Source organism: Nostoc sp. FACHB-892 (genome assembly GCF_014698795.1).
In the GTDB taxonomy this organism is placed as follows: domain Bacteria; phylum Cyanobacteriota; class Cyanobacteriia; order Cyanobacteriales; family Nostocaceae; genus Nostoc.
Genome location: NZ_JACJTR010000052.1, coordinates 1 through 26387, shown reverse-complemented (window position 1 = coordinate 26387; position 26387 = coordinate 1). Strand labels below are relative to the sequence as shown.

Here is a 26387-nt window from a genome sequence, read left to right as displayed (position 1 = left end):
GCATGATTCGCAACGAGTTCTTGAATCTTGAACCTATCCCAGTAATAAGATTTGAGCTTAATTGTAAAATGAATAGACTGCTGGCTTACCATCATATTCAGAAAGAATCGCAAGCCCTTTTGTTTTGAAGGTGCAAGTTTGTTGTGAAATTAAGTCAGTTTTAGTTACCTTATTAATCCTCCAAAAGCTGAATAAATTCTCGAATAAATTTATAAATACAGATAACCAATCTTCCGAAATTTGCTGGCTAACTAACCCAGTTCCTATTTCGCCAAATCGAATTTTTTTTCCTTCAATATGAGCTTGATTAAGATACTCTAAAGCTTTAATGTGTTTTGCTTGAGTTACAAGCCTTTCGCTCCAAGTTTGATTTTCTAGCCTATATTCAGCAAGAATGGTAAGTACTGAACATTCTGGATGCCAAGAATGTTCAATATCTCCTTGTTTCAAGTGAATGATGGCACTAGTTTGAGAATGTTTTTCTAAACGCTCCACTAAAACTGTCCAGCTTGATCCACCTGCATAGCTTGGAGAACAATATATCCCAATTAAAAGTATCGCAATTCCAAATCCTTTAAAGATTTTGTGCCGCATGATTTTTGGAAGCTAATACTTAAACTAATTATCATTATTTAGTATAATCTATTACTTGTTTTGTTGACAAATTAGTTAACACGTAAAATGCCTAAGTGTTGCGTAAAGACAAACCCATCTTTCAAACCCTTAGCCACCCCATAACTCCAGTTGATTAATGCTCTCTGTTCTGCAATTTGTGCTATTAAAAATCAACTAATTACTTATGAAATCAGCTGCAAGTAAGAAAAGGCATTAAGAAAAATTTCATTACTTCGTAAAAAAGCTGTATGTATAAGGCTTTCACCCGCCTATTCGTCGCAACTTCCTTGCTCGGTCGTGCCTGCGATCGCTTCTCCTTCAATGTCGGGATTTAGGGGTTAACCGACATTGCGGTAAAAGCGGCTAATTTAAAGCAATATACGTTGGTTAATGCGGGGGTTGAGTGGTGGATGAATTTGAAGAATTTATCAGGGGACGTGCTTTGGCTGAGGGAATTATTAAACGTTATGAAACTGGGGAGCGAAACTTTACTGCCATCGAATTAAAGCATACTGTTATTTGCGACACCTGTTTTATGGACGTTGATTTCAGCAGAGTCAATTTGCAGGAGTGTTTGCTCAAAGTCGACTATCTGGTTAATGCCAGCTTTACTTATGCCAATTTGGAATGGACTAGTTTCAGTGCTTCTCTGATTAATTGTAACTTGAGTAACGCCAATCTCCGAGGATCTAGTTTGAAAAGTACTAGATTGATTGGTGTTGATTTGACCAGTGCTGACCTCAGTGGTGCTGATTTGAGGGAAACTCAATTGATTGGTTGTAACTTGAGGAATGCCAACTTGACTGGTATTAGAACCACGGAAGGGACTATTTTCTGCGACACTATTATGCCAGATGGAAGAATTGAAACCAACTCCCCCAAAGTTGTTAATGCCCAGGAACTGCTCAAGCGTTATGCTGATGGGGAAAGAGATTTCCGAGATATTATCTTGCATCGAGTTGACTTGAGTGGGGCCAATCTGCGAGCGGTTAATTTGTGCGGTGCTTATTTTAGCCACGTCAACTTGCAAGGAGCCATCTTGGAGGGCGAGGATGTATCGGCTGAATTCGTCTGTTGCGATATGAGGGATATTCAGTTGATTAGTACTATTCCCGATAACGGGCATCATCCCCGCTTCTGCTGTAGTGACTTGCGACGAGCTCAGTTGGGATGGTTTGACTGGTGTGGTTCTAAATTCATCGGTAATAACTTTCAAGGAGCCAAGGGAATTGGAGATTACGGTATTGATGGTCCCGCCTTTATTCACAATACTATTTGGGATGGCGGCTCGTTTGTTGCTGGTCCCACCTGGGGATTGCGACCATTGAATTTCAGAGATATTGACCCCAGTAGCTTCTAAGAAATTTGTAGAGTTTCTCTGTGCCATTAGAGGAGCAGAAGGATTAGGAAGCTAAAATTCGGATCTCCTTTAATAAGTAAGAAGCTACTAAGAAAAGGTTTTCGATTCAATATCCTAAGCCATCTCTTAAAGCCTTTACCTATTCACTCATCCCCTAGTAATGCTTCGAGCTTGTTTAAAAGGTTTACTAACTGCTTTTGCTTTCTAGGTTCTTTCCAAAGCTGACGCTTTTTAATGCGCTGGGTGATATTTTGGAGGCGGTCTGGTATTTGGTTAGTTGCTTTAGATGAAGATGTTTGTTCATCATCCGTCCAAGCGGTGATTTTTTCTTTGATTTGGCTTAAAGACCAATCGTTAGCGATCGCTTCGGACAAAAGTTTTTTTCGGATTTCATTATTTCTTACCCGCGCCAAGACTTGTGCTTTGGTGTATTCCAGTTTCCCTTCTCGCAGTGCTATTAAAATTTCTTCGGGCAGATTGAGCAAAGGTAAGCGTGTGGTAATGAACGATAGCCAATTCATGAGTCCCAGACTCTCAAACACCTGTTGTACCGTTTTCACTTGTTCTTCATCTAGGTTAGGAGAAACGTTTTTCCTAGATTCAGTTTCATCGGCTAAATGGTCAGAAATGTTGTCCTCAGATTGCGGATTATCTGGGTTAGGAGAAACGTTTTTCCTAGATTCATTTTTCTCGGCTAAATGCTCAGAAATGTTGTCCTCAGTTTGTGGATTATCTGAGTTAGGAAAAACGTTTTTCCTAGATTCATTTAATGAGGATTTTGACAGCTGTTCCCCCTTACTGTGAGCGTTTTTCATTCGATACAGCAAGGATTTCACGGCTTCCACATCGCAATGCAGCCGGATTGCTAACAGGTGCAAGATCCCTTCAGTTTCTTCAACGGGGTTAAGGTCTTCTCGTTGCAGGTTTTCAATCAAAGCCAACTGAAACGCTTGGTCATCAGATAGCTCACGCACAACCACAGGCACAACTTCAAGTTCTGCTTCTAGTCCTGCCCGATAGCGTCGTTCTCCTGCTACTAATTCGTATTTTCCCCCGGCAAGTGGACGCACCAACAAAGGTTGGAGGATGCCATGCTGCTTGACTGACGAGACTAATTCTTTTAATGCTTGTGGGTCAAAATATCGTCGGGGCTGGTGTTGGGGCAGAACTATATCTGAAAGTTTGATAGTAGTTTCAGTAGCGGCTGGCAACTCGCCATCTGGTGAGGATAACCAAGGTGCAGGTGGTGGAGTTGTAATTTGACCCCCAAAGGGTTTGTCTGTTTGTTTGCGTCGGATCATAAAGCCTCCAAAGCCTTGGCGATTTCTTCAAGGATACTGACTACTGAATGTTTAGGATCAAATACTGCTAGAGGCGCACGTTCTTCTGACGCATCAACAAAAGCGGTAGCTCTGGGGATGGGTGGGAAAATACGACCCCAAGCGGAAAGTTGTTCAGTGATTGCTGCCAATGCGCGTTTATCGGCTGAGTTCTGTTGAGCATACCGCGTGGGAATAAACCCGGCTATTTGGATTTTACGGTTGGCTTTATTTTTTACGTGGGTGATAGTTTGTAAAAGCTCGTCTGTTCCCTCGAAGGCTTTTATATGGGTTTCAACGGGAACGAGTACGTGTGTGGCCGCGACTAAGGCGATATAGGAAAGCAATCCTAAGCTGGGGGGACAATCTATAAGAATGAAGTCGTATTCCTCTAAAACGAATTCAATCGCTTCCTTGAGGCGCAAGTCACGCATTGCAGCACTGACTAACTGCATTTCGGCTCCACTCAGGACTCGGCTTGCTGGAACCAAGTCCATGCCGTGAATGCCCTCATGAATCGGTAAGGGCTGCTCATCGATAATGGCATCAGCAACGGTTTTTTGTAACTGAGATGGCACTAACCCCATGAATTTGGTCAAGGACGCTTGGGGGTCTACGTCGATGAGGAGAACGCGATGTTTTCGTCGTGCTAGGTGATATCCCAGGTTTTGGGTCAGTGTCGATTTGGCGACACCACCCGCCTGATTAAACACGGCAATAATACGGCATTGCTTGTCAGAAGTTGACACTGGCTTTCGTTCCTAGAAGATACGTTAACGTTTGGTCAACCGACTCGGTTTTAGTTTCCAGTTTACGTGTATCAGATGAAAAAAGTTTATTTTTAGATAGAAATTCCAGTAGATTTTATATAACTTCACCGTATGTAGATTTAACAGTCTCACTATGCGAGAAAATAGCTGTTAGGTGTCTGCGGAGTGGTCAAAAGTAGCTGGTAGGGGTGCATCATGGAGAAAAACTATACATTCAAATTCAATTCTTCCACTGCCTTAGAAGCCCTCAAAGTAGGTAAATATGACCCGCTTAACTTCTACGAGGCGCGTTTAAACCTGTTCAACCTCTCCGTAATGGCAGACTACGATCAGCTAATTTGCCTGCCCACACTAACTGCTATTGACAAATACTGGTATCAGATTGAAACAGCCCGAAAAGTACTTAGACAACTGGGTGGACGCGCATTACTAGCGGATGAAGTCGGATTGGGCAAAACCATTGAGGCGGGACTAATCATAGCCGAGTACTTAGCAAGGGGTATGGTACAGTCCATGCTGGTGCTAACTCCCGCATCCCTAGTTTCCCAATGGCAATCAGAGTTAAGTGACAAATTTAATATTGCTACTATCACCACAGATAACCGTGACCTGCAACAACCGATAGACGAATTTTGGACGAATAATCCGCGAATTATCGCTTCATTAAACACGGCTAAGTCTGCTAAACATTATCCTCACGTCACCAGTCGCACTTGGGACTTGGTAGTTGTCGATGAAGCCCACCACCTGAAAAATCGCACTACCCTAAACTGGAAACTGGTCAACGCCCTGTCGAAGCGGTTTATCCTCATGCTCACTGCTACGCCAGTGCAGAACTCCCTTATTGAACTGTTTAATCTGCTGACCCTCCTCAAGCCAGGACTGCTACAAACAGAAGCCGCTTTTAAAAAAGAATATGTCGATTCCAGGAATGGACGAGTCCCTAAAAATCCAGAAAAGTTACGCTCTCTGATGCGGGAAGTCATGGTGCGAAATACCCGCGCCCTAGTAGATGTAAAACTGCCCAAACGCTTCGCCACCACAATTACCGTTACCCCAGCAGCAGGCGAGGAGAAACTTTACCAGGACTTGAGCGAGTACCTGCGTTCTTCAGAGGATAAACTAGACAGGCTTTCCCGTACCAATTTGCTGATGCGTGCTGGTTCATCCCCTGGTGCTTTAGCTGACTCCCTCAAACAATTGACCAAACGCCTACCTGATGAAGAACTGAAGTCTTTAGCAAGACGAGCAGCCCAGGTAAAGCAGGTCGAGAAAGCAAAAGTATTGGTAGAGATGCTCTCAAAATCTTCCCAGAAAACCTTGGTCTTCACAACCCATAAAGCAACTAGCACTTATTTGACCCAAACTCTCCAAGCAGCAAATATACCCTTTGCAGAATTTACTGGTGGGATGTCCCTTAAACAGAAAGATGAGGCCATCGCTGCATTTCGGGATAATGTTTCTGTACTCTTAGCATCGGAAACAGGCGGAGAGGGACGTAACATCCAGTTTGCGAACGCGATCGTTAATTATGACCTGCCCTGGAACCCAATGAAAATAGAACAGCGCATTGGTCGTATCCACCGCATTGGACAAACCCAGGATGTTTTTATTTTTAACTTTTGTCTCAAGGGCAGTATCGAAGAGTATATTCTGCGGATCTTGCATGACAAAATTAATATGTTTGAACTAGTGGTCGGAGAGATTGAAACAATTTTAGGGAACGTGGATGATGAATTTGACTTTAGTGAAATTGTTATGGATATCTGGCTCAAGCATCAAGTCAAGCCCGAATTAGATACAGCCTTCGAGCAATTGGCAGATAATTTGTTGAAAGCCAAAAACCAGTATCAGCAAATTCAAGAACTGGATGAACAGATTTTTGGCGAAGATTTTGAAGCTTGAGAAATTGATTTGACTAACTATGATTTCAGATCCAATTATTGCTACTTTAGAAAAAATTGTTTCTCTGCATGATGGAATAGCAGAACCTGCTGGTGAACACATTTTAAATGTGTTGTTAACAGAAAATATAGCATCGCTGCTTTCGCTCCCCGAAGAAGTTACTTTTACTACTATTGCTGATGTACCCAAAAGTGTTTTTGTCACCTATCATTCAGAAGTCTTAAATAAGCTATCTGAACTATTAGCTGTTAAAGGACTTATTAGTGCGTTGGGTGTTAAAATCGATGGACATCTGAAAAACACAGGCTTTGAGAAACTTTTATTGGAGAGACTGGCACCTCAAAATGGCTTAATTCGTTTTTTAGATGCTAAACCAGAAATTACTCGCTACATCTTGTGTAATGTGGCTTACACAGCTCAGGCTTCCGAAAAAAGGATTGGTTTAGTTTCGTTCATTATCAATGAAATAACAGGAGTAACACCAGTAGAAATTGGTGATGCTTTGTTTTGGGAGTCTGACCTAATGACTGTGGAGCATCAAGAGACACCATTGGCGATGCCAATTGAAGAGTTGTTGAGGTTAATCGAACATCAAAGTGCAATATTGATTGGAAAATCTCTAGATAATTGGCAGGCTAAATTAACAAGAGCAAGAGCTAGAGATGAAGAAAGACTCAAAGATTATTACAACACGATTAGCGACTCGATTCGCAACAAGATTGAGTCAAAACATTTGATTGGTGATGAACAAGACAAAGAATTAGCACGAATTGAAGCCACTAATAGAGAGTTAGAGAGAAAATTGTTAGATATCCAAGAGCGTTATGCAATGAGTGTAGAAGCTTGGTTACACAGTGCAATGATTATCCATCTCCCTACGGTACATATTCAGTGTGAGTTGCAACGAAAGAAAGTAAAACGGACTGTTACAGCAGTTTGGAATCCGTTCACTAAAATTATTGAGCCGCTTCGCTGTGAATTATCAGGAGACCCTGTTTACAATTTCTATTTAGATGACAAGTCAGCCATTATCTCACCGACAGTTTGGAGAAAGTAATTGGTGAGATTTCCGCTACAACTAGGGTTTGACCCCCAATACCAAAGAGCAACCTTCCCAAAATCTGGCAGGGCAGCGTCATTCTTGAAACTTTGTCGCTTTTAAGCTACGATTTATAATCTATGGCTGATATCGTTCGTCAAAAAACACTGCTAGTCTATGCAAAAGAAGACGGCAAGGAGCCGTACACCGAATGGCTGGAAAACTTGAAGGACTATGTGATCCGTTCAAGGATAATTCGACGGATAGAGCGACTCAAGCAGGGCAATTACGGGGATTGCAAGCCGGTTGGAGATGGCGTGCTTGAAATGAGGTTTTTCTTTGGCAGTGGCTACCGCGTTTACTTTGGAGAATCCGCGAACGATCTGGTGATTCTCCTGTGTGGTGGCGACAAGGACAGCCAGGACAGGGACATAGAAAAAGCTAAAGGATATTGGCAGACTTACCAGGAGGAACAGTATGAGCAAGAAACTGAGAAACCATGACGAGGTTGTGTTCGAGCAGCTGCTGAACCCGGAAATGGCAAAGACGTACCTGGACGTTGCCCTTGAAGAGTACGAGCAGGATGGCGATATGGCGTTTTTTCTGGAAGCGTTGCGGAACGTGGTGGAAGCACGGGAGGGGATGACGCGTCTTGCGGAAAAAACGGGTTTGAACCGCCAGAATCTTTACCGGGTCTTGTCGCCAGAAGGCAACCCTGAACTGCGAACTATCAGCCTTATCCTGCACAATCTCGGCTATCGCTTGAGTGTGCAACCAATTCAGGCATTGTTGGGACACGATGACCCCTAGATGCGATGACAACCAATTTACCGATGAAATTGTCACACTTGCCCAACAGTTTACCATTAGATGGTGCTATCCGCATCGAACTGGTAGAAGGAGTGCCGATATTTCGAGCTTCCAGCTTAGTACAGGGGCGAATTGAAGCATTATTAATTAAGCAAAAAGAATCTACACTTCCTTTAGAGGAAGAAAAAGAATTAGATGAATATGAAGAATTAGACGATTATTTGAGCTTAGTGAATCGGATGATTAGAACTTCATCGCTAATTCAAAACGAAAGTTAATTATAGAGTATTAGAGATTATCTCTTCATCTCTAGTAACAGCTTCTGTTGCTATGATAGGAGTTCTTCTTTTAAATTTGTCAAGATCTTTCTCTCCAGACAGCAAAAATTGTAGTAAAGACTTGCCTTGAAACTTACAGGTTTGAGAAATTCCTAGCATTAGTAGATAATGTGGAGTTATAGTTGCAGAAAAATCCCTTGAAACCCTTCTTTGTGCAGCAAGATGTATAATTCCTCTTTCTGCTGTATTATTATTCCAGGGAATATAATCCTCTTCAATGAATAAGAATAAACTTGTCTCATATCGCTGGAATAGTTTCTGATACTTAGTAGTTACTTCCGAGTAATAAGTTTTATTAAAAATATTTTTTTTATAAAAAATCTCAACTTTATTTTTAAACTTTTGCAAGTGCCTTTTCTTTAAATCATACTTTCTAATCGCTTCAATAATAGGTACAATCAAATTTTTAACTTCAAGTACAAACAATTCAAATTCAGTATTAAAGGGATTATTCCAAAGATCATTATTTAGATTGCGAATTAGATGAATCCAGCACTTTTGTTGTTTGCAATTTACAGTATCATAACCAGCATAAAAATCTGTAATTATAGTACCGCTATAGTTTTCTAGTAACTCATGAACAACCGATGCTTCCCTAGTTTTAGTTAATTTAAATATAACATACTCACCGTTAGTAAATATCCATACATATTGATTAACATTATCGATACTAATAGATGTTTCATCAATATGTATAAATGAGCTTTTCAATATATTATGAGTAAGTTTAGCTTCGGTCTCGGCGTAGTATTCCGAGAAGTACTTCATGAATAATATGACAGATGATGTACTGACTTTTTCATTAAATAAATCTTCAACATGCTGCACGATTAACTTATGAGGAAGACGTAATACAAGCCTTTGATATACAATCCAAGAACGTAATCCATGACCATATATCTGATTAGTTGGAAATTTATTTATATGGTCATCAACAAACCCGCCTCTGCTGGCTCCTAAAGGGTTATATTTATAATTACAACTCCGGCAATAACTTAAATTACCTTCATAATTTATAACAATCTTTCTGCATCCTTTCTTTGAAAAGACCAGATCAATAATAGTCTTATTAAGTTTTGTTTTTAAAATTACCAATTTATTAACTTTACATTTAGGACAATTTTCCTCATGCTCTACATTAATTGTTTTTCCAGATTTAGGAATAATTCGTTTATAGGCTTGATGAATTTTTTCTTTAGCAATGTTCTTTTCCTTATCATTGCTTTTAAATTTTGTTTTAAAACTTACTATAGTTTTATTATCTATTCGATCTAGTCTCAATATATTTTCAAACTCTTTATGTATTTGTTGACCCACTTCTGTTGAATTTTTCTTAGGGTTATTAGCGAAGTCAATATCTGACAAATCGCTAGCTGAAGCCTGAATCAGAGATAATTTATCAAGTACTGCTTTCAGGGCATTACAGTCTTCTTTATTGTAATTTATTAACATACTCTGATAGCCAGCACTTTGAGTTTGTTCCCATTGATAGCGCCATGCTAAACTATTTAATCCAGAGGCGTTAAGTGCAGTCCATGAAAAACCTATATAATTACCAATATCCTTCAAACTATTTGATAAAATCGGAAAATATACCTTTCCATAAATATATGAATTAATATTAATTAGACGAGATATGAGATTCTCAGCATCGGTTGAATATCTCTTCGCAAGTTCAGTAATTGCCTTTGGCTCATAACTTCCATAATGATAGACTGGAGCATCAGGATATTCATTAAGCTTAACAATCAATTGGCTCCAAATTTGTTTCTCATCATTTATAGTTTCAGCCCAAAAGTAATAATAGTAATTAGTTTGTTCATTACATACCATTAAACCTATTAAATAGTAAAAGCGTTGTTCTGGAATGCCCTCAATATCTATAAAAAATAGTTCCAATGATTTTCTAGTTAATGATGGCAGTTCTTGGATGTAGATTTTATTTTCTCTAATTGCCAATGCTTGTAAATCCAGTTTGTGCTGAAGTGAGGCTTTACTGTTTTTCTTTCTATTTATACTAGGCTTAAATAAATAAGAAAGCTGATGAACCGTAAATATGCCTTTTTTGTTATATTTTTGGATTGCTTGAACTGTCATCCGATCCAACAAACTGAGACTATTTTCCTTCTCAGCTTGTTCTCGACATAAATGCCGAAACTGGCAAGATGGGCAATGTTTATTCAAAATTAAAGATGGCGGCTCAATTGGTGGATTGTTGAGCCAAGCCTGTAAAGTCTTCAGAAATGGTGTGATACTTTTATAAGCACCTTCAAGCTTAACACGTTGAACTTTAACATCCATTCCAACGATTGTCCCAATCGCTGGCAACTGCTTTTGAATCTGCCCTAGAACTATACCAATAAACAATAACTCCGTTTTCTGCTCTTTAGTGACACAGTAGGTTCCTGTAATAATTCTCGGCTCATAACTCACCTTGCGATGTGAAGAACCTGAATCAATCTTTTCTAAAATGTCACAGTAAGCTTCCAAATTATCCGACTTGAGCGTTGCTTCAATCAGATAGTCACTCTTCTTGAAATGTTTCTCGTGATAATTATTAACATCAGTATGCTCTTGTCTGAAACTTTCCAGATATTTAGCTCGATTTTGATTGCAACGCTCTTTCAGGATGAGAGGATGGTCATGAGGCTTTCCCTGTTCCTCAGAAAACAACAGCAGAAAAGCTTTACGAGGACACTGAGAATAAGCAATGAAGACTTCATTGGTGATAGCTTTACCACTCATGACACCCTCTTTAAGTTAGCTATAACTTTATTCAATCGTAGTGTGCGTTTTAGCACAACTAACTCAATAGTTAGATAAATTTAAAATTCAAAACGGTTCAGACCATCGCTTAACTAAAACCTCCCCAGAACTCCTATCAGGGCTAACGTGCAGATATTTACTCGTGGTATCCAAACTTGTATGCCCAAGAGTCGCTATATCTATGCCATCTTCGAGTTACCAACTCATCCATTCTTTCTGTTACTGTACAGTTATGCTGCGCTGCAACTGGGATTTCGATATCTGTATAAAACGTGTGGCATGTTAGCGTGCGTGATATTTCCCTCAAATGAAAACCCAATCTTTTGCATGACTTTTTCAGATTTTTTGTTATTAGCCAACGTATAACACACCACACTTGGGTAACAAAATACGTCAAACGCAATAGACACTACCTTTTTCCCGATTTCTACTGCCAAACCTTTACCCCAAAATTCAGGCATCAGCGCATAACCAAGCTCGACTTCTTCGTTAGCATTTACAATCACTCTTCTGATACCGCCGCGTCCTACAAACGCCTCTGTTGCTTTGTCAAAAAACATCCACTGACCATGCCCATAACGTTCCCATTGCTCACAGTTCCATCGCATTTTTTCCTGTGCTTTTTCTCGACTCCAAGTACCTCCCAATGTAGCCATAACTTCTGGATTAGAACCCATATCGAGCCAGATATGACAATGCAACTTGCGTACCCTTTCGCCTCTCAGCCTATGTGTTTCAATTAGTTCAACCTGCATAGTTCCCACAAATGGCGATTATCTCGCTATTTACTCTTGGTAAGGCTACTTTTACCCTCAATAATTCAAAAATCCAAAGCTGAGATAGCGTTTTGCTTCTGCTTCTCAGTCACCCCCAAATAACGCTCCAAAGCGGCCAAAGTCCGATGCCCCGATATCTCCTGAATGTGGCGCAACGGTATCCCCGCATCGCTCATCCTAGTTAACGCAGTTCTCCGAAAGCTGTGGGTACTAACGCCCTCAATACCCAGCCGCACACAGGTATCTCTGAGGATTTTATCAGCACTGACCTTGTGAATATGTAAGAGTCCATGCCTGCCGGGGAACAAAAACTCTTTGCGGCGGTTGGGATTGTACTCTTCTAAATACTCCCTGAGCTTGGGATGCACTTGAATTTCCCTGGTGTCTCGCTTGCCTTTGGTGTTGACACTGCGTAGCACTAACACGCCTCTGACACCGTTGCTGCCAAACACGTCTTTCACCGCCAAAGTGCAAGCTTCGTTGATTCGGCAGGCAGCATAAAGGCACACGCCAAATAAAGCGCGATCGCGCGGGTTGACAAAGCCCTCGGTAAATAGGACATTAATTTGGTTGGGTGTGAGGATTTCCGCCCTGCCGAATCGGTTTATTTTCATTGAAGATTGCAGATTGTAGATTGCAGATTGTTTTTGGAGATTGTAGAAGGAAGATTGAAGCAAGAGATTGATTAATTGGGGTTATAAATTCGAGAATCTTTGGGTTTTGACCGTAACGTTTTGAGAGAAGACACCAGCATTGATACAATTTCATTAGCTTCCTGCATCAAGCTCTGAAGTTTGTTAGAGTCCACTAATTTCGCTTTGACAATCAGTTCCATCCAATAGAGCGATTCATCGGCTTCCTCTAATGTAATATTGAGCTTGGTGATCAGTTCAGCCGTTGATTTGGCACGACAAGCTGCCCGATAATTGGCCCCTACTGACGTTCCTGAGCGGAGTAATTGTTTGCCTATGACTTGTGAGGTTGTTTGGTCTTTTGGTAAGGCTTCAACTAAATTAATTACGCGTAAGGCACTCGTATTGGGTTCTCTCCTTAAACTGCTCCTTGTCCATTTCTCCCCCAATCTGCAATCTGCAATCTCCCCTCTCCAATGCTACATGGTCTTTGTGCAATAAAACAATGTAACTGCCCGAAAAGCCTAATATTTCGTAAGCGATGACACCCGATTAACCCAGACTTATGAATCAGCACGAAACCACGAACGCTACAACCCGCATAACTTCGTTGGCTGATTAAACTTGCTTATGGTTGCAGCGCGATGACCACTTGCAGGTATAATCTGCACCAGTAGGATCTGCTCATGTTGCGGCTGACCTAACTTGTCTATACTCGCTTCTATAACCCTGGTTGATAAATCGTTGCTATCAGCGAGTGATATCAAATGAAGGCTACAGCTGACGGCGCACTTGCTTGACTCAGATGCACAGGTCGGGAGTACCTCTGAAGGTGATCCAGAAAATTTCTGGTAACAGAACTCTATCTGCACTGCAAAAATACTTAGAGGTGCTGGATGAAGATTTTGAATCGGCTGTCTCAACGCTTAGATTTTAGTAGTTGGGGTGGATCTAGCCCTAGTTGATTAAAGCCCTTCGGTGGAATGTTGCACTGCCCTCTTAACGGCTTGAACACTCGTATTTACATAGTAATTTATTATAAAAATACTTAAAAATCCGAAAAATTGCATCCCAAGTTTGTATATTACTCTGTGACTACTAAATGTAAGTGCTAGCTTATGGTAGAACCTCTAACAGCAGTAGTGATTGTCTCTTTATTTTTCTCAGAGGCAATCAAAGAAGGTGGAAAAGCTTTAGGTAAAGATGTTACTGATACATTTACTCTTCTGGTAAAATTTCTCATCCGCTACGATACAATATCCCACTTCAAAACCTAAACCTCAGATTACCTATTTTTCTTCGCTTCAAATGGCATATCGTTGTAGCTACAAGCTATATCTCCAGTTATGCCTGACCTACCTTTGATACAAAATGTTCATTAGACAAAACTCCACTACACTAAGGAATTGAGTTTATGCAGGATCTATTAGCTAGGAATATACGATTATCTGTCACTATATCTTTGTTAATAGCTTCATCTTTACTACTGGTAGCAACTATCATTTCCACTAAACAGAATGAATTATTAAATGTCATCGGATTAAGTATATCAACCTCTGGTTTGGCAACTAGTCTTGTTCAAATTATTGAACAACTTACAGAAAGAATAGAAAAATTTTCCAATCAACGTAGGTTTTTGAGACTTTTTGGGTGTGATGATAAAACAAATGGCGATGGTTCTATAGCAATTATTGTTCCAGCGTTTGATCTTAACCCAACTAACTCGCAGCAAGCTGGCAACAGTTTAAAGCAGCAGGCACAGAAATTAGTTTGGAAGTTCTCTACTAATGCAGCTATAAAAAATGATGTTACTGCTGCTTCATACTTGGTGTCAGCTTTCTCGAAACTTGGTCTTCCTGTTCCTCAAATAAAGTGGGATGAAGAGATAAATATTAATGATGATGATGGAGTGAAAACTTATATTCTTATAGGTCTTTCAAATGATGTCATTGAATTCGTCAACAAATCTACGGATAGATATTTCTCAATTAGCCAAAATATAGATAAGAATAACAACTTATCAGAAATAATGATAAAAGGAGGTTTGTTTGACAATTATAATCAGCTTATAGAGGAAGCACGGTGGACATCTTACTCAGTATTACTTGATTCTCAAACTTCTATTCCCCAAAATAATGTTGATTACGCTTTATTTGCAAAGTTTCGCATAAATAAAAAAATGTTTATTATATGCGGAGGAGGTACGGAATGGGGTACTCGTGATATAGGAACACATATAAGCGGCAGCGGATGGAGACGTATATACTCCGACCTAAAAATAGAAAAAGGCGCTCATCTTACTGCAAATGAAGCATTTGCAGTTGTTTTTCAATTACCTATAAATAAGCAGCAATCACAAAGCATTTCGATTGTACAAAAATGCATTAAGAAAAAGAAATAATATATACAAAAACGTTATCATAAATAACTGAGTATTTCATTTATTTCAGTTAAATGAATTTAGAAGCCTTTCTTCAAGATATTCTATCTCAGAATATTTCTCGTGATAATTTCTCATTATATGTTAAAAATATATGGAAAAGTGAAGATGGCTGTGTGATGTACTACCATGATCCTAGTTCTTTTTGTCTCAATATTTGGCATTTATCTTTTGATAAATTGATTACAGAACATGGTCACTATGAACAGCCATTGTCTATTTCCCAACATTTATTTGGTGATGAGAATCATATATCAGCGCGTTTAGTGTACGATCCGCCAAAACAGGATAATCAAGATCCTTTAGAATATCATTCTCACCCAGTTGATACAGTCATTGTTGTTATCAGCGGTTCAGGGGTCTTTTCTTTTATTTATGATGATGGTAAGCAGTCGATTGATATAGACCTCACACCAGGTCAAACCTTATTCTTTCCATCGAATACTGTTCATACAATTAAAGAAGTTGGTAATGAGGGCTTGGAGACATTGAATATAACTGATCGATTAAACCAACCAAGCTATCGTACCGAACCTATCAATGAGAAAAAGGATTTATTAGTAAAACCTTCAGAAGATTTTAGCCAAAGTTTCGATCCAAATTTATCCTGAAAGCATTATGGTTTCTTGAATAGTCCAAATAAATAATCGTATCCCTTTTATGAAATGAGGTACAACTATTCTGCTAAGGTTCTATAACCTCAACCGGGCAACAGAGTAGACAGCATTGACTGCTATAATCCTCATTGGTATAACTCACAAGGAATATTTATTTAACAAGCGCTAATAAATCTGAGCAAGCTATCAGGATAAAACCAGTCGGGAACTGTTACGCGCCTATCCTCAATCAGATTTCCGTCGTCATCATAAAGACCACTGATCTCAGCATGGTTTAGAGGTACGCGACCGTTCTTTGACTTGCGCTTGATTTGGATAGTTTCGGTTTGCCTTAAGTCATTAAAACCTTCAGCATTGCCAGAAGCGGCATTAGTAAAAGCATGAGCAATGCAAACTAGATATTCGGCTGCCTTGCGAACGTCAGTAAGTGAATGCCTCACAAATTTTTTGACTGATTCTTTGCATTGTGGCTGCATAGAAAGTTGTGTTAATTCATCCCAAAGTGTTTGAATAGGGGTGTCGTTTTCTGTACGGTCACTCCAACGTTGAACAGCTTCATTCATTGCCTCACCAATAGCTAAATAATCGTTGCGTTCGCCAATTAATTCCGGCTCCAAAGGGATCAACAACTTCCAAGCTTTTGCTCTGTTCTTATGTCCATGAGCGTCAACGATTGATGTAATATTCCAATCAAAAATCGCCTTCCTACACATAACAATTGATGCAGCAAAGCTGCTTTTACCACTACCTTGACCTCCTAGCACCCAAACTGGTTTTGTTGATTCAATGACATCCCATAGCCAGCCGCCCTCATGATTTTTTAAAAGTTGAATTAATTCTTGGGCGCTTGTGCCTTGTGGAGCCTTAGCTGTTTCACTACTGGGATTGATGTTTTCTGCATCCGCTTTGCGCTTGTCTCTTCTATTCTCAGCAATAGATTTATCAGCTACAGAATCAGCGACCGCGAACTGTTTTTTAGTGTTATCAAACTGCAAATCCTCAAGCTCAGACTGACGTTGATACTGTTGTTGCAATTCCTCAAGAGAGATATAGCGTTCTTGGACTAACAGATTATCAGCGCGTCTGTCGATGTCCTTTTTATGCTTGTCTGAAATCCGTGTTGATTCATGTGACTGCAAATCGCGCTCAGTCCTAGTAATTAAACCTTGGCGCTTAATAGCTGTCTTAAAATATTCCAGACGTTGAAAACTTGACTCGTTGTCAATCTCATCTTTGGCAGCCCAGCAGTAATAGCCCATCCAGACAAAAGCAGGCGCGACTAATAACCACAGACTAGGATTATCTGATGGAGCTAAATCTGACGTAATGAAAGCACCGTCAGGGAGAGACACAACATCATTAAACTGTCGTGACTTCCATACTTCTGTGAGCAATCTGTACTTGAAACGGCAGTATTTATTATCAAGTACCGATTGTGATTTTGCGGGTTTGTTATAGTACTTCCCAAATGTCCGTTTATTCGCGGTAGTAGGACAAAATCGCACTTCAGTAAATTGATAAGGGTGCGGTGTCTGCCCATAGTAATAAGCGCTGAAAAGCCCCATAAGTAAAGCTGTGACAGCACCAATTTTCAGTAGGGATTGAGCCTTCATGACTTAGATTTGTGGATGCCGTAAACAACACCACCTGCCACTAATGCACCCACCATAAACACAATAGTTTTGTCTGATTCTGGCAGACGGTTAAAATCTTCTACAGTTGCTTTGATGTTGTCATAAGTCTTGTGTGAGTTCTGCAAAGTCGTGTAGAAATCGCCGATAGCAGTCCACAAAATGAAACATCCGAATATTGTTTGAAAGAGAAATTTTATCGCCTTGTCCATGTCCGTAAAAACCCATCCTTCAGGAGACTTATTTACGGTGAACTCCAACAAATCACGATTAACTATTTGATTAATTCCCAACACAATAGCGACCGCAGGCATTAGCCCCGCCGAGCCTGTAGCTATTACTAAATACTTAGCCAAGCAGTAACTCGTTACCCCCCAGCCGCAGGATTCAATACCTTTGAGAACAGCGCGACTGCGATTAAGCTTTTCAATTTCCAAGGTTTTGAATCTTCTAATAGCTTCTTGTTCATCCTGGGTAAATGCAGTATCAGGAAAGTCTTGATAGAAGCGTGATTGTTCGGTGTCCCCGTCTTGCAATTCGGTGTCAAGTTCATCTAACATTGTTCTCATGACGAATTTTGATTTCCCCTACTGAGCGGTAACTTAGTAGGGGATTTTTAGATGCGAATTACTCGAAAATCGTAGAAACAGCAGTGCGGAACGCTTGCACTAATTTGTTAGTCGTGAATGACTTACGAGGTACTAAATCAAGGTCTGAGTTTTCGCCATAAGTCAGCAGGTGTTTGGCTTTCTCAGTCTCATAAGTTCTGTCAGCGTCTAGCTGTGCCTTTACAGGTCGCGCTAACTGCGATTTAGAAGCTGCTAAATGGTCAACCTTACTCATGTGATAGTCGATGTAAGCCTTGAGCTTAACTAGGTCGATGCTTTCTCTGTAGCGCTGATTCTCTAGTGTGCGGTCGCTGGCCAGTTTCAATCCGATTTCTGAGCGCTCATGACCGTACTTTAAATTTGCGATCGTTAAATCAGCACTGGCTTTATCAATGGCAATACCAGACGCGCCAGCAGATTTGTAAATCTCTGCAAGTCCTTTGTTGTACTCCTCAGTGCCTTTGATGAATGCACTGAGGTTATCTGTGATGTAGGGCATGATGGTTAAGATGCGCTCACCTTCGTTACCCATTTCCCCTACTTTGGTCAGTGCGGCATCGTCACCATTGATGCAACCCATGATTAAGCTATCAGCAACACCTAATTTCTCAGCCCTTGCTTTCAGTTTTCTGCCGTGCTTACTGACTATATTCTTGATATGCTTCACGTTTTTGACTCCTGTATGTGCAACATTCCGTCATAAACCATTGAGACAGGGGGGCCGCGAGTGCAATTAGCAACGGTATCCCCACAAGCCCAATCAACAAATGTTTGTAAGTGAGCTTGCCTCCGGGCTTAGTCGATGATTCCGGCGAAAGATAACGCGAGGTCTGCAAACTGGCTTTTGTAGTCGAGGGCGGTTGCCTCCATCGCTTGCTTGATCTGCGTCAGTTCACTGCCTGCAACCGAGTCCATCTCTGCGAGTGTCTGCCTGATTTCGTCGGCTTTGCGTCGGATCTTGGATACTTCCTGATTCTTGAATTCTGTTGCAAAGTGGACGAGCGCGTTAAAAATCGCCTCGTTCAACTCTTTTCTAGATGCAAAGGTAGAAGCGATGGATACTGTAATCTGTTTCACGTCCGCCGCTTTTAACTCAATCCCCGCGCCCTGTGCAATATCTGCAACGAGGGATTGCTTTTCAAGGTCTGTTAGCACAATCTGATTCTCTGGCTCTTGCACGGTCAGCGCCCCTGTTTGAAGATCAGTCTCAGGCTGTTCATCTTCTGCCCCTACTAGAAACGTTTTTTCAACGGGTTCATCAACTACAGATAATTGGCTTGTCGATTTGACTTTGAGATAGTCAACGGCTTGACTCAATTGCTCTTTGGTGGGATTGTCAAGGTCATCGCACTCGACAGCAAGCGCAGCCGTTGTGTAATCGTCCTTGGTAAATCCTTGATAACCCTGTTTGTACAAACGAGCGCGGACATTGTTAGTAAATTTGTCAGACATGGTGATTACTCCTTAAAGGGCTAGTGCTAAAACTTCGATGGTTGCGGATTTCATGGGCTGCGTTCGTCTGTTGATTGCCCATTTAGCAGCAACAAACGCAACAAGGGCTAAATCCTTGCAGTGATGCCCCTCCTTGGCACTCAAAGAAAGGCCAGCGCGTTCAAACCAGTAATAACGAGTGCTGCGTGGTACATCGTCAAGATTGATTTTTAGATAGTCTGCAAGAATTTCTAAAAACTGTCTGCCTGAGTAGTGAGCATCTAACTCATAGAAATGTCTAAATGCCTGCCAGCGTTCCGTAAACCCCTCACCACGGCCCGTAAAACTGCCGTAGCGCCGTTTTAGCCCAGCGAAACCTTCAACTATCTTTTGAGCATCAACTGCCTGTACTTCAAAACTAAAGTGTTGCTTTAAGGTTGCTACCACTCGATACCAAGTAATATCAGCAATCTGTTTGTTTAACTCGCGCTCGTAAATCTGTTTCAACTGGCGATACTTAGCTATATACTCTTTCGTCGCCACATTTTCTCCTGGTTAATGCTTAAGTGTGTATAAAATTAACTGCCATTCCAGATAAGTCCAAGGTATTTGATGTATGTAATTAGCTGAATCCAGTTATTTGATATCAGCAGTTAGCTGACGACTATCAATAACCTTGGAAAATAAATCTGACAAATCACAACAGACTTACTGTTCATCGGCTATAACCACGTAATAACAAGGTTTGTCAGCTTTTAAGACTTACTGACACTTTCTCGTTTACCCCCGCGAATGCGCCCTTTTTGGACTAGTTGACGCGCTTGTACCAAAGCCTTTGTCCGCGACGCGCGGTAGTATCTGTTACCAATGGTTAGAACAAACTCAACTGTATTGAGTTGTGATTTATCTCTGCTGTGTGCTGTTTATATAAGCTCGGCACTTCGTAGCAGCGCCTTAGCACCTTGTCACGATTGAGCTTTAAGTCAGCACTCTTAGACTGACGCGGTAAAGGACGGAAATAATATTGTGTGTGGTTGATACTATCACTGCTTGTTAAATATCTGTACAGCGTTCCATTAATCCAGTAAGTCTTGCTCTGGCTCAACAGCGTGACGCATCCTACAAGCTGTTTATCGATCATCATTCTTGTCTCCCGCAACACACGCGCCTGTCAAGCTTGCACCCAGGAAGACCGCAAGAGATGCGATCGCGCTTCCTTCAAAAATCTTGGCGTTGTAAATCCATGTGGGTTGATATTCCTCCCCTCTACTTTCCTCAATCCGGTCAAAGCCGTGACAAAAGATAGAACCAACTACCATAAAACTAGTAGTTACCAAGCTCACAATTGCTACTGATGACGCTCCATTAAGTATGAATGAGTTAATCTTTTCACGCCAAGTTTTCACACGGCGAATGTGCATTATTGGTTTCTGTTCTAGATATGAATGCCACTCTTCATTAGTAAAATTTGTGGGCTTGTAATCATAGGGAACGTGAAAGTCAAGTAGTTCGCCTACTGCTTGGATTGCGTCGCCTAGTGTCACGTCTGGAGAGTATTCCAGTTGTCTGAATTCCTCCGAATCTCGAATTTCTCTGAGCCAGCGATCTATTGCTTCTAACCTTCGTAATTGATTTTGATTAAGCATTGTTCTCTCAAAAGGTAGTTCGTTGATTGCTTCTAAGTTGCGTAAATTGATATGCATGAATCCTCTGTCCTAATGCAGACACGCACAATTACCGCGACCGTTGAAAATGAACGGACGCAATGCAGATATTGCTGTGAATAGTTGAATGCTGTCAAAACAGCGCTTGCAAGCCTTACAACCCTCGAAAGGAACTCGCCAAGCGCGTTTTGCGCTTGGGTCTTACTGCGTCTGCCTTAAGTTATTGACGCATCGATAACCTTGACACTAATATATTAGCAGCAGGTACTAACAAGTGCAACTCCCTTCCCAAATTTTCTTATTAAGGTGACAATTGCTGACAAGCGATAGTACTTATATGTACCTGTAGAGATGCCTAGTAAAAAGCCGCGAGTCATGGTTTACCTTGACCCAGATAAGCACGAGTTTCTTAAGGAATGGGCTGAGGATGAGCATCGAACCGTTAACAACCTCATAACAATGCTGCTTGAGCAAGCGATAGACAAGAAAAAGGAGGAAAAGGACAAATAACTAACGCGATCGCGCAGAACAAAATCAGGAGGTAATTTGACCGAAGAAAATCAGCCAAACGACGGTATAGAGCGTGTTGAGGGCAAATTTGACCCACTAGCTGAGACTAGATATTGGCTGCCTGCTGCTTCAGAGCAACACTGCAAACGGATAAGCAGAAAAAGGGGAATACGATTAGTTAAAGTTGTTGATACCAAGATAGAACCTTTACCAATAATTTGTATTTTTGAGGGATACCCAGATGAGTGAAACAACTACTCAGATACCCGTAAGCGAATTAATCCCAATGCTGACCGCGATCGCGGATCGCAACTGGGAACGCTTTAAAGAAGTTGAAAAACAATTCGTTACAAAACACGGTATAGAGGCTTGGGAAGATTTTTTTGCTTTTCGACTAAAGCCAGCTTTAGACAAAGAATCTGATAGATGGCTGCTAGTTCAGTGGTGTAGCAAAGGTTTTACAGTGAAAGATGTAGCGTGAACTACTCTTGCGTAAACTCATAGGCCGTTAGCCCCGTAAGGCAAAATCGAGCAGCTAGTACTATTTCACATCATTATTTTTTGATGTCGCCAATGTTAACAGTGAAAGACCTAACAAGCGATTTTCAACTCCCACTGCACAACGAAGCGGCGTTTGAAAAAATTAGGGAGGCGAAAGACTATGCGTCCACTCAAGCTCTAGCGGCTGGTGCTGCTGCGCTGGCTACAGGAGGCATAATTCATCCGGCTGGCTGGGTTCTTTTTGGATTGGCTTACAAGCCGTTGGTGGTAACTCAAAAACTTGCGCGGTTGGAAAAATTAGGAACCTTACTTTTTGATGAGTTTAAAAGCCTAGATGTACAAGTCTTCCCAGTAATTCCGGTAGAAGACAACAACCCTATCGACTTGTTTATTAGATTTCCACGAACAACTCACCTGTTTATCTCCATTCGCTCAAAAGGAGATAGAGAAATTGTCTACAACGAAGCTAGAGAGGTTTTACAAGTCAAGCGCAAAGACAAAAATGGACTAAAACTGTGGCAACCCTGCCCACTTGTGGAGTTAGCAGATTACGAGAAGTGGCTCAACAAGAACAGAGATAAGTTTTTGATGTCTTCCCGTGAAGCTCAAAAGACTCCCACAGCAAAAGTTTTAGTCTTATGGCCTCCTACCAAGGCGGCTAATACTCACAATGAACATCTTTATTCGGAGGTGGGAAGTATGAAAATTCTGGCTCTCAGAAGAAAAGGTACTGCGTTTGTTATTCAAGAGGAGGAAGTAATCGAGTTTGTCAGGGCTTGGTTAGCCAAGTACAGATAGGCTAAAAGGTGAAAACCCCGTGTCCCGTTGGGATACCGAGGTTTTCTGATTTTTATTCACGTGGAATTGGGGATTGGGTTGAAGGCCTAATTAATGTCCCTAATAGTAATCTTATCAAACCTTTCAAGGTGTTAAGCCATTGTAACACCAGCAATCCAGACAGAAAGAGCAGTTTAGGATTTTTCTGTTTTTACATTTCTGAACGTTTGTATTAGAAGATTACTTTTGGGATAGCTCCAATTCCTCCAACACACTTCAGGAGGAATAGCTCTCATGTCACCATTACAACAATTTAATCACTCAGTATCGGCGCAATCAGCAGGCCAATCAGAAACTTTTTCTGCTGTAAAGACAAAACTTGAGTTGATTGAGAGTCGCATAATCAGGTTTGCGTTTAACGCCACTGGAAAAAACAAAGACTGGGACTTTAAGAAGCTGGCTGGTAACTTCATTGATGTAGAAGGCACTCTAGCCGATGTTCAAGAACATATTAAAGCAGGTCACGCTATCTGTGCCGGACTGTCAAACGGTAAATGGCGCAGTAAGGCCAATATTATCGGTTCTCAGTGGCTACTACTCGACATTGATAATTCTAATATCGCCCGTGATGCTTATGACAAGCCAATTAAAGACGAAAACGGGAATTACATCAAAGTTTACGATCACCAATTAACCATAGAAGAAGCCCTAGCCCATCCCTTCATTAAAAAACACTGTGCTTTAATTTACACCACAGCCAGCCATAAACCAGAGTGGCATAAATTTCGGTTGATTTTCCTTCTCCCCGAATATGTTCAGGGTGCTGATACTGTAGAAGCTTGTACACGCTTCCTCATGCAGCAGTTACCGCATGATCCAGCTTGTAAGGATGCAAGTCGTGTATTCTACGGCAGCACAGAGGCAGAATTCCCGCTAGTCAATCCTGAAGCCACTTTACCAGCAGAATGGATAAGTGAAGCGATCGCGATCGCGCAACAGGAACGTATTGAGTATCAGCTACGAATCCAGGAAATTGAGTCACGGCGTAAAGAGTGGCGTGAGATTTCCCTCGCTGAAGGCTGGGACATTGACCAGCTAATCCAGAACGCGCTTTCATTCATCCCACCGCGCACCCCAGGAAGCGGCAACTATGACGAATGCCGTCAGGTATTGATGGCACTGGTTAATCATTATGGGGCAACAGATGCGGAAATCATAGCCGAGCAGTGGTCGCCCAGTATCAAGGGTTCAACTTGGAACATCCACGCCAAGATTCGCAGTTTTCGGCGTGGGGGAATTACGATCGGAACACTGTTTCACATTGCCAAACAGTATGGCTTTCGGTTTCCGCAACGGCAGTACCAAGCATACCAGCCCAAAGGAGTAATTAACCGTGAACAGTGGGAGCTTGGGCGAGTTAGAGAGGACTTGAGCAGCTTCCAAAATTTATTAAAGCAAGCGCTCGCTCCATTTAGTTCGATATTCAAAGGATTTAAAGCCCCACCAACACCAAAGCCCTTACCCGAAATTGACACGCCTTCGCCCAATGTAATTATTTACAAGCCCGGCAATATCCCGTACATAACTGAAGTTACAGGCAATATCTCTATCTCCTGCCAGCCAGAAGAACACATTGCCGCATGGGTGGAAGCTGTTTCTAAGGGCTGGACACAAATCTTAGATAATTCTCACCCTGGACTGGGCAAGTCTTACAACGCGGGGCAACTGACAGCCGCCTTATTTGGCGTTGATAAACTAATTTACCAGGATGCCAACCACAGAAACCCATCTACACTGCCCATTGAGACGAATTTCGTTGATCTGCCAGTGCGTCACAACGGCTTTAAACTAGATCCCACCCGCAAAACTCCTCTAGGTGAGGATTTTAAACTGTGGACTAAAGCGGGTGAGACTGCCGACACTGATGGCAATTGTCACAGAACTTACTTGTTTAACGCCTTCCGCAACAAGAATTTTAGCAGCCTTGATTTTGAAGAAAGCGGCATCAGTCCCATCTGTGGCGGTTGTTCCCTTAAAAATCAGTGCCGTTTCGCTAACGGGGACGGTTTTGGCTTCCGCTTTCAAAAGCGCACAGCAATTCAAAATTATTCTGAACTCAGAGCGCACCCAGACTCTACACCAGTTACCTTAACTAACGCTGCTGACCAAATTTTCACTGTTGGGCGGTTATGGGAAGAAGCAGGTACGCTCATCAAGCCCGTGCGCTCGGTTGATGTGAACCGAGGCGATTTTGAAACCACCGTCGGCAAGCTGCTACTGTTAGAACCAAATCTTCTATCACAGCTGCAACCTGCCCTCTTAGTTTTACACCAACTGCTTACTCAGCAAATTAAACCCACTGACCGCTACGGCTTTGATGATGCCAGCATCCGTGCGCTGCTGCCGGCTTTCCCCACAGGCTTAGATATCGAAGCGATTCAGCTTTTCTCTGAACCTGATTTAACTTTCTTAGAAGACTTGGACTCAATTGATATTACCCAAGATAAACAACTCAAAAAAAGCTCTGCCGCTCGTTATGCTGCCAAAAAGGTAGTTAAAGACAGCGCACGAACGGCTGTCCGGGAGTTTCTTGACTTGCCTAATTACTGGTTGCCTGACTTTCTGGAAGCTTGGAAGGGTGACGGTAGTTTTCAATCTCAATGGGGTGTACTCAGCATTTACCGCAGAAACCCCAAACATACTGAATTGGCTAATTCTGCCCAATTTAATATTTATCTTGATGCCACTTTCAAATCCCAGCAATTGAAATTGAAACTGGGCATCGATGAGCCTGTGTTAGTCATTGAGCAACAACGCCCAGACTACAACAATTTAAAAGTGGTCAACGTTACTGGGCTGGGTAAACTGCCCAAAAATCGCTCCGATACACTCAGCAACCGCGTTAATGCCCTCAAACAAACCTTGAAAAAACTCTGCCCCACCCTTGGGATTATCGATTGGAAACAAATTGCAACCCAAGCCGAGGGCCGCACAGAATACGGTCACTTTGTCGATGGGCGTGGTGTTAATCGCTTTAGTGAGTGTGATGCGATCGCTTCTTTTGGCATTCCTTACCAGAACATCGGTGTTTTAGCCGCACAGTATCAGGTGATGACTGGGGAAAGGGTTAACCTGGAGGATAAAAACAGCGCTTTCCAAAAGTATCTCACAGACCTGATCCGTGCAGAAATCATCCAAGAGATTGGGCGATTACGCGCTCATCGTCGCCCCAATGTGGAGCTAACATTCTACTTCTGCGCTGACTATGACCTTAGTTTTCTCTTAGATGAACTGCCGGGAGTCAAGTTAGAAGTAGTCGATGCCTGCTCTCTTTGCACCGAAGCGGGTAGCCGAGATCAGCAGACCGGACACGCCATCGTCAAAGCGTTCACCCAGCTTTGGCAGTCACACCAGAAAATTGGACAAAAGGCGATCGCCAAAATCATAGACACTACCCAAGGATGGGTGAGCCGATTTACCCAACGCTGGGGGGGTTGGCAGCACTTTAAAAAATTATTACTCCTGCTATTAGATAGTCTTAATAGCGGTAGTAATAAAAATTTGGCTGACTTAGACGATGATGAAAAGTGGCTAGCCCGTACATACTTTCCGATGTTGATTGCTGAATCAGAATCATCACCAGAAGATGCCTTAGAACACGTCGCTGAAGTTGCCACAATCTTTAATAAGACTGCACTGCGGCGAGTTTTTAACTTCTGCACGCCGATAGTTTTGGCTGAACTACTGATGGTTATCTTGCGTTGTTTACCCACTGAAGTGTACTCAGACCAATCTATTCTAAGTGCCTTTGGCTTGTCGCAAGTGACCTGTAACTCGACAGTGACGCTCTAAAATTTATCGATTTTTAATTTCTACTG

28 protein-coding genes are annotated in these 26387 nt (G+C 41.7%); 14 read left to right on the top strand and 14 right to left on the bottom strand.

The features are described 5' to 3' along the window. Positions 1-57: 57 nt before the first annotated feature. Positions 58-495, bottom strand: a complete 438-nt coding sequence (locus tag H6G96_RS34595; RefSeq protein WP_190918174.1) for a hypothetical protein — start codon at positions 493-495, stop codon at positions 58-60. Between the two features lie 526 nt (positions 496-1021). On the opposite strand from H6G96_RS34595, the gene H6G96_RS34590 reads away from it, so the two are divergent. Continuing rightward, a complete protein-coding gene (locus H6G96_RS34590) occupies positions 1022-1975 on the top strand; it encodes a pentapeptide repeat-containing protein (RefSeq protein ID WP_190918171.1) in 954 nt (317 codons plus the stop codon). Between the two features lie 143 nt (positions 1976-2118). On the opposite strand, the gene H6G96_RS34585 is transcribed toward H6G96_RS34590, so the two are convergent. Next, entirely contained in the window at positions 2119-3273 is a 1155-nt protein-coding gene (locus H6G96_RS34585; RefSeq protein WP_190918197.1) for a ParB/RepB/Spo0J family partition protein, read from the bottom strand. Beyond that, the gene (locus H6G96_RS34580; protein WP_190918169.1) at positions 3273-4043 is read right to left on the bottom strand and encodes an AAA family ATPase; all 771 of its coding nucleotides are present in this window, start codon (positions 4041-4043) and stop codon (positions 3273-3275) included. Before H6G96_RS34580 ends, H6G96_RS34585 begins: the two co-directional genes overlap by 1 nt. A gap of 216 nt (positions 4044-4259) precedes the next feature. Here H6G96_RS34580 and H6G96_RS34575 point away from each other — a divergent pair, with 216 nt between their 5' ends. The 5 genes from H6G96_RS34575 to H6G96_RS34555 all read left to right on the top strand — a co-directional run bounded on the left by H6G96_RS34575 (position 4260) and on the right by H6G96_RS34555 (position 8096). Further along, a complete protein-coding gene (locus H6G96_RS34575; protein WP_190918167.1) occupies positions 4260-5969 on the top strand; it encodes an SNF2-related protein in 1710 nt (569 codons plus the stop codon). A gap of 19 nt (positions 5970-5988) precedes the next feature. Beyond that, entirely contained in the window at positions 5989-7026 is a 1038-nt protein-coding gene (locus H6G96_RS34570) for a hypothetical protein (protein ID WP_190918165.1), read from the top strand. 122 nt (positions 7027-7148) lie between these two features. Then, entirely contained in the window at positions 7149-7511 is a 363-nt protein-coding gene (locus tag H6G96_RS34565) for a type II toxin-antitoxin system RelE/ParE family toxin (protein ID WP_190918162.1), read from the top strand. Beyond that, on the top strand, positions 7486-7818 hold the full coding sequence (locus H6G96_RS34560; protein WP_190918160.1) for an addiction module antidote protein: 333 nt from the start codon (positions 7486-7488) through the stop codon (positions 7816-7818). Before H6G96_RS34565 ends, H6G96_RS34560 begins: the two co-directional genes overlap by 26 nt. A gap of 5 nt (positions 7819-7823) precedes the next feature. Next, positions 7824-8096, top strand: coding sequence for a hypothetical protein (locus tag H6G96_RS34555; RefSeq protein ID WP_190918157.1), 273 nt, complete (start codon positions 7824-7826; stop codon positions 8094-8096). On the opposite strand, the gene H6G96_RS34550 is transcribed toward H6G96_RS34555, so the two are convergent. The 4 genes from H6G96_RS34550 to H6G96_RS34535 form a co-directional block, all read right to left on the bottom strand. Continuing rightward, on the bottom strand, positions 8097-10901 hold the full coding sequence (locus tag H6G96_RS34550) for a TM0106 family RecB-like putative nuclease (protein ID WP_190918155.1): 2805 nt from the start codon (positions 10899-10901) through the stop codon (positions 8097-8099). Positions 10902-11152: 251 nt separating this feature from the next. Continuing rightward, on the bottom strand, positions 11153-11677 hold the full coding sequence (locus H6G96_RS34545; protein WP_190918153.1) for a GNAT family N-acetyltransferase: 525 nt from the start codon (positions 11675-11677) through the stop codon (positions 11153-11155). A 65-nt stretch (positions 11678-11742) separates the two neighbouring features. Next, positions 11743-12312: a site-specific integrase gene (locus H6G96_RS34540; protein WP_190918150.1), complete on the bottom strand. Its 570-nt coding sequence runs from the start codon at positions 12310-12312 to the stop codon at positions 11743-11745. Between the two features lie 71 nt (positions 12313-12383). Beyond that, positions 12384-12779: a four helix bundle protein gene (locus tag H6G96_RS34535; protein WP_242063518.1), complete on the bottom strand. Its 396-nt coding sequence runs from the start codon at positions 12777-12779 to the stop codon at positions 12384-12386. A gap of 669 nt (positions 12780-13448) precedes the next feature. On the opposite strand from H6G96_RS34535, the gene H6G96_RS34530 reads away from it, so the two are divergent. From H6G96_RS34530 to H6G96_RS34520, 3 genes are all read left to right on the top strand, one after another. After that, positions 13449-13607 carry a hypothetical protein gene (locus H6G96_RS34530; RefSeq protein WP_190918147.1) on the top strand — a complete coding sequence of 53 codons (159 nt, stop codon included), beginning with the start codon at positions 13449-13451 and terminating at the stop codon, positions 13605-13607. Positions 13608-13744: 137 nt separating this feature from the next. After that, positions 13745-14731, top strand: a complete 987-nt coding sequence (locus H6G96_RS34525) for a hypothetical protein (RefSeq protein ID WP_190918145.1) — start codon at positions 13745-13747, stop codon at positions 14729-14731. Between the two features lie 53 nt (positions 14732-14784). After that, positions 14785-15381, top strand: coding sequence for a cupin domain-containing protein (locus H6G96_RS34520; protein WP_190918142.1), 597 nt, complete (start codon positions 14785-14787; stop codon positions 15379-15381). 161 nt (positions 15382-15542) lie between these two features. Here the strand turns inward: H6G96_RS34520 and H6G96_RS34515 are convergent, their stop codons facing one another. The 7 genes from H6G96_RS34515 to H6G96_RS34485 all read right to left on the bottom strand — a co-directional run bounded on the left by H6G96_RS34515 (position 15543) and on the right by H6G96_RS34485 (position 20760). Then, positions 15543-17000: a hypothetical protein gene (locus tag H6G96_RS34515; protein WP_190918140.1), complete on the bottom strand. Its 1458-nt coding sequence runs from the start codon at positions 16998-17000 to the stop codon at positions 15543-15545. Continuing rightward, complete coding sequence (locus H6G96_RS34510) at positions 16997-17587, bottom strand: hypothetical protein (RefSeq protein WP_190918138.1); 591 nt, start codon at positions 17585-17587, stop codon at positions 16997-16999. The genes H6G96_RS34515 and H6G96_RS34510 overlap by 4 nt, the downstream gene beginning before the upstream one ends. A 58-nt stretch (positions 17588-17645) precedes the next feature. After that, the gene (locus H6G96_RS34505; RefSeq protein ID WP_190918136.1) at positions 17646-18293 is read right to left on the bottom strand and encodes a hypothetical protein; all 648 of its coding nucleotides are present in this window, start codon (positions 18291-18293) and stop codon (positions 17646-17648) included. A gap of 128 nt (positions 18294-18421) precedes the next feature. Continuing rightward, positions 18422-19078, bottom strand: coding sequence for a hypothetical protein (locus H6G96_RS34500; protein WP_190918134.1), 657 nt, complete (start codon positions 19076-19078; stop codon positions 18422-18424). A 12-nt stretch (positions 19079-19090) separates the two neighbouring features. After that, positions 19091-19600, bottom strand: a complete 510-nt coding sequence (locus H6G96_RS34495) for a hypothetical protein (RefSeq protein WP_190918132.1) — start codon at positions 19598-19600, stop codon at positions 19091-19093. A 328-nt stretch (positions 19601-19928) separates the two neighbouring features. Further along, positions 19929-20201, bottom strand: a complete 273-nt coding sequence (locus H6G96_RS34490; protein ID WP_229557615.1) for a hypothetical protein — start codon at positions 20199-20201, stop codon at positions 19929-19931. Continuing rightward, positions 20188-20760, bottom strand: coding sequence for a hypothetical protein (locus H6G96_RS34485; protein WP_190918130.1), 573 nt, complete (start codon positions 20758-20760; stop codon positions 20188-20190). The genes H6G96_RS34490 and H6G96_RS34485 overlap by 14 nt, the downstream gene beginning before the upstream one ends. A gap of 312 nt (positions 20761-21072) precedes the next feature. Here H6G96_RS34485 and H6G96_RS34480 point away from each other — a divergent pair, with 312 nt between their 5' ends. From H6G96_RS34480 to H6G96_RS34460, 5 genes are all read left to right on the top strand, one after another. Next, a complete protein-coding gene (locus tag H6G96_RS34480; protein WP_073642922.1) occupies positions 21073-21231 on the top strand; it encodes a hypothetical protein in 159 nt (52 codons plus the stop codon). A gap of 36 nt (positions 21232-21267) precedes the next feature. Then, positions 21268-21480, top strand: coding sequence for a hypothetical protein (locus tag H6G96_RS34475; RefSeq protein ID WP_190918128.1), 213 nt, complete (start codon positions 21268-21270; stop codon positions 21478-21480). After that, positions 21473-21712: a hypothetical protein gene (locus H6G96_RS34470; protein WP_114084606.1), complete on the top strand. Its 240-nt coding sequence runs from the start codon at positions 21473-21475 to the stop codon at positions 21710-21712. Before H6G96_RS34475 ends, H6G96_RS34470 begins: the two co-directional genes overlap by 8 nt. A gap of 92 nt (positions 21713-21804) precedes the next feature. Next, entirely contained in the window at positions 21805-22530 is a 726-nt protein-coding gene (locus H6G96_RS34465) for a hypothetical protein (RefSeq protein ID WP_242053861.1), read from the top strand. A gap of 273 nt (positions 22531-22803) precedes the next feature. Beyond that, a complete protein-coding gene (locus H6G96_RS34460; RefSeq protein ID WP_190918125.1) occupies positions 22804-26361 on the top strand; it encodes a PriCT-2 domain-containing protein in 3558 nt (1185 codons plus the stop codon). Positions 26362-26387 lie beyond the last annotated feature (26 nt).

Excerpts from the sequence above, each read along its gene's own strand:
- H6G96_RS34485 (WP_190918130.1), bottom strand. The coding sequence starts at position 20,760 with ATGCATATCAATTTACGCAACTTAGAAGCAATCAACGAACTACCTTTT.
- H6G96_RS34525 (WP_190918145.1), top strand. The coding sequence starts at position 13,745 with ATGCAGGATCTATTAGCTAGGAATATACGATTATCTGTCACTATATCT.
- H6G96_RS34465 (WP_242053861.1), top strand. The coding sequence starts at position 21,805 with ATGTTAACAGTGAAAGACCTAACAAGCGATTTTCAACTCCCACTGCAC.
- H6G96_RS34575 (WP_190918167.1), top strand. The coding sequence starts at position 4,260 with ATGGAGAAAAACTATACATTCAAATTCAATTCTTCCACTGCCTTAGAA.
- H6G96_RS34550 (WP_190918155.1), bottom strand. The coding sequence starts at position 10,901 with ATGAGTGGTAAAGCTATCACCAATGAAGTCTTCATTGCTTATTCTCAG.
- H6G96_RS34515 (WP_190918140.1), bottom strand. The coding sequence starts at position 17,000 with ATGAAGGCTCAATCCCTACTGAAAATTGGTGCTGTCACAGCTTTACTT.
- H6G96_RS34460 (WP_190918125.1), top strand. The coding sequence starts at position 22,804 with ATGTCACCATTACAACAATTTAATCACTCAGTATCGGCGCAATCAGCA.
- H6G96_RS34480 (WP_073642922.1), top strand. The coding sequence starts at position 21,073 with ATGCCTAGTAAAAAGCCGCGAGTCATGGTTTACCTTGACCCAGATAAG.
- H6G96_RS34565 (WP_190918162.1), top strand. The coding sequence starts at position 7,149 with ATGGCTGATATCGTTCGTCAAAAAACACTGCTAGTCTATGCAAAAGAA.
- H6G96_RS34545 (WP_190918153.1), bottom strand. The coding sequence starts at position 11,677 with ATGCAGGTTGAACTAATTGAAACACATAGGCTGAGAGGCGAAAGGGTA.
- H6G96_RS34560 (WP_190918160.1), top strand. The coding sequence starts at position 7,486 with ATGAGCAAGAAACTGAGAAACCATGACGAGGTTGTGTTCGAGCAGCTG.
- H6G96_RS34500 (WP_190918134.1), bottom strand. The coding sequence starts at position 19,078 with ATGTCTGACAAATTTACTAACAATGTCCGCGCTCGTTTGTACAAACAG.
- H6G96_RS34540 (WP_190918150.1), bottom strand. The coding sequence starts at position 12,312 with ATGAAAATAAACCGATTCGGCAGGGCGGAAATCCTCACACCCAACCAA.
- H6G96_RS34570 (WP_190918165.1), top strand. The coding sequence starts at position 5,989 with ATGATTTCAGATCCAATTATTGCTACTTTAGAAAAAATTGTTTCTCTG.
- H6G96_RS34470 (WP_114084606.1), top strand. The coding sequence starts at position 21,473 with ATGAGTGAAACAACTACTCAGATACCCGTAAGCGAATTAATCCCAATG.
- H6G96_RS34490 (WP_229557615.1), bottom strand. The coding sequence starts at position 20,201 with ATGATGATCGATAAACAGCTTGTAGGATGCGTCACGCTGTTGAGCCAG.
- H6G96_RS34555 (WP_190918157.1), top strand. The coding sequence starts at position 7,824 with ATGACAACCAATTTACCGATGAAATTGTCACACTTGCCCAACAGTTTA.
- H6G96_RS34520 (WP_190918142.1), top strand. The coding sequence starts at position 14,785 with ATGAATTTAGAAGCCTTTCTTCAAGATATTCTATCTCAGAATATTTCT.
- H6G96_RS34530 (WP_190918147.1), top strand. The coding sequence starts at position 13,449 with ATGGTAGAACCTCTAACAGCAGTAGTGATTGTCTCTTTATTTTTCTCA.
- H6G96_RS34510 (WP_190918138.1), bottom strand. The coding sequence starts at position 17,587 with ATGAGAACAATGTTAGATGAACTTGACACCGAATTGCAAGACGGGGAC.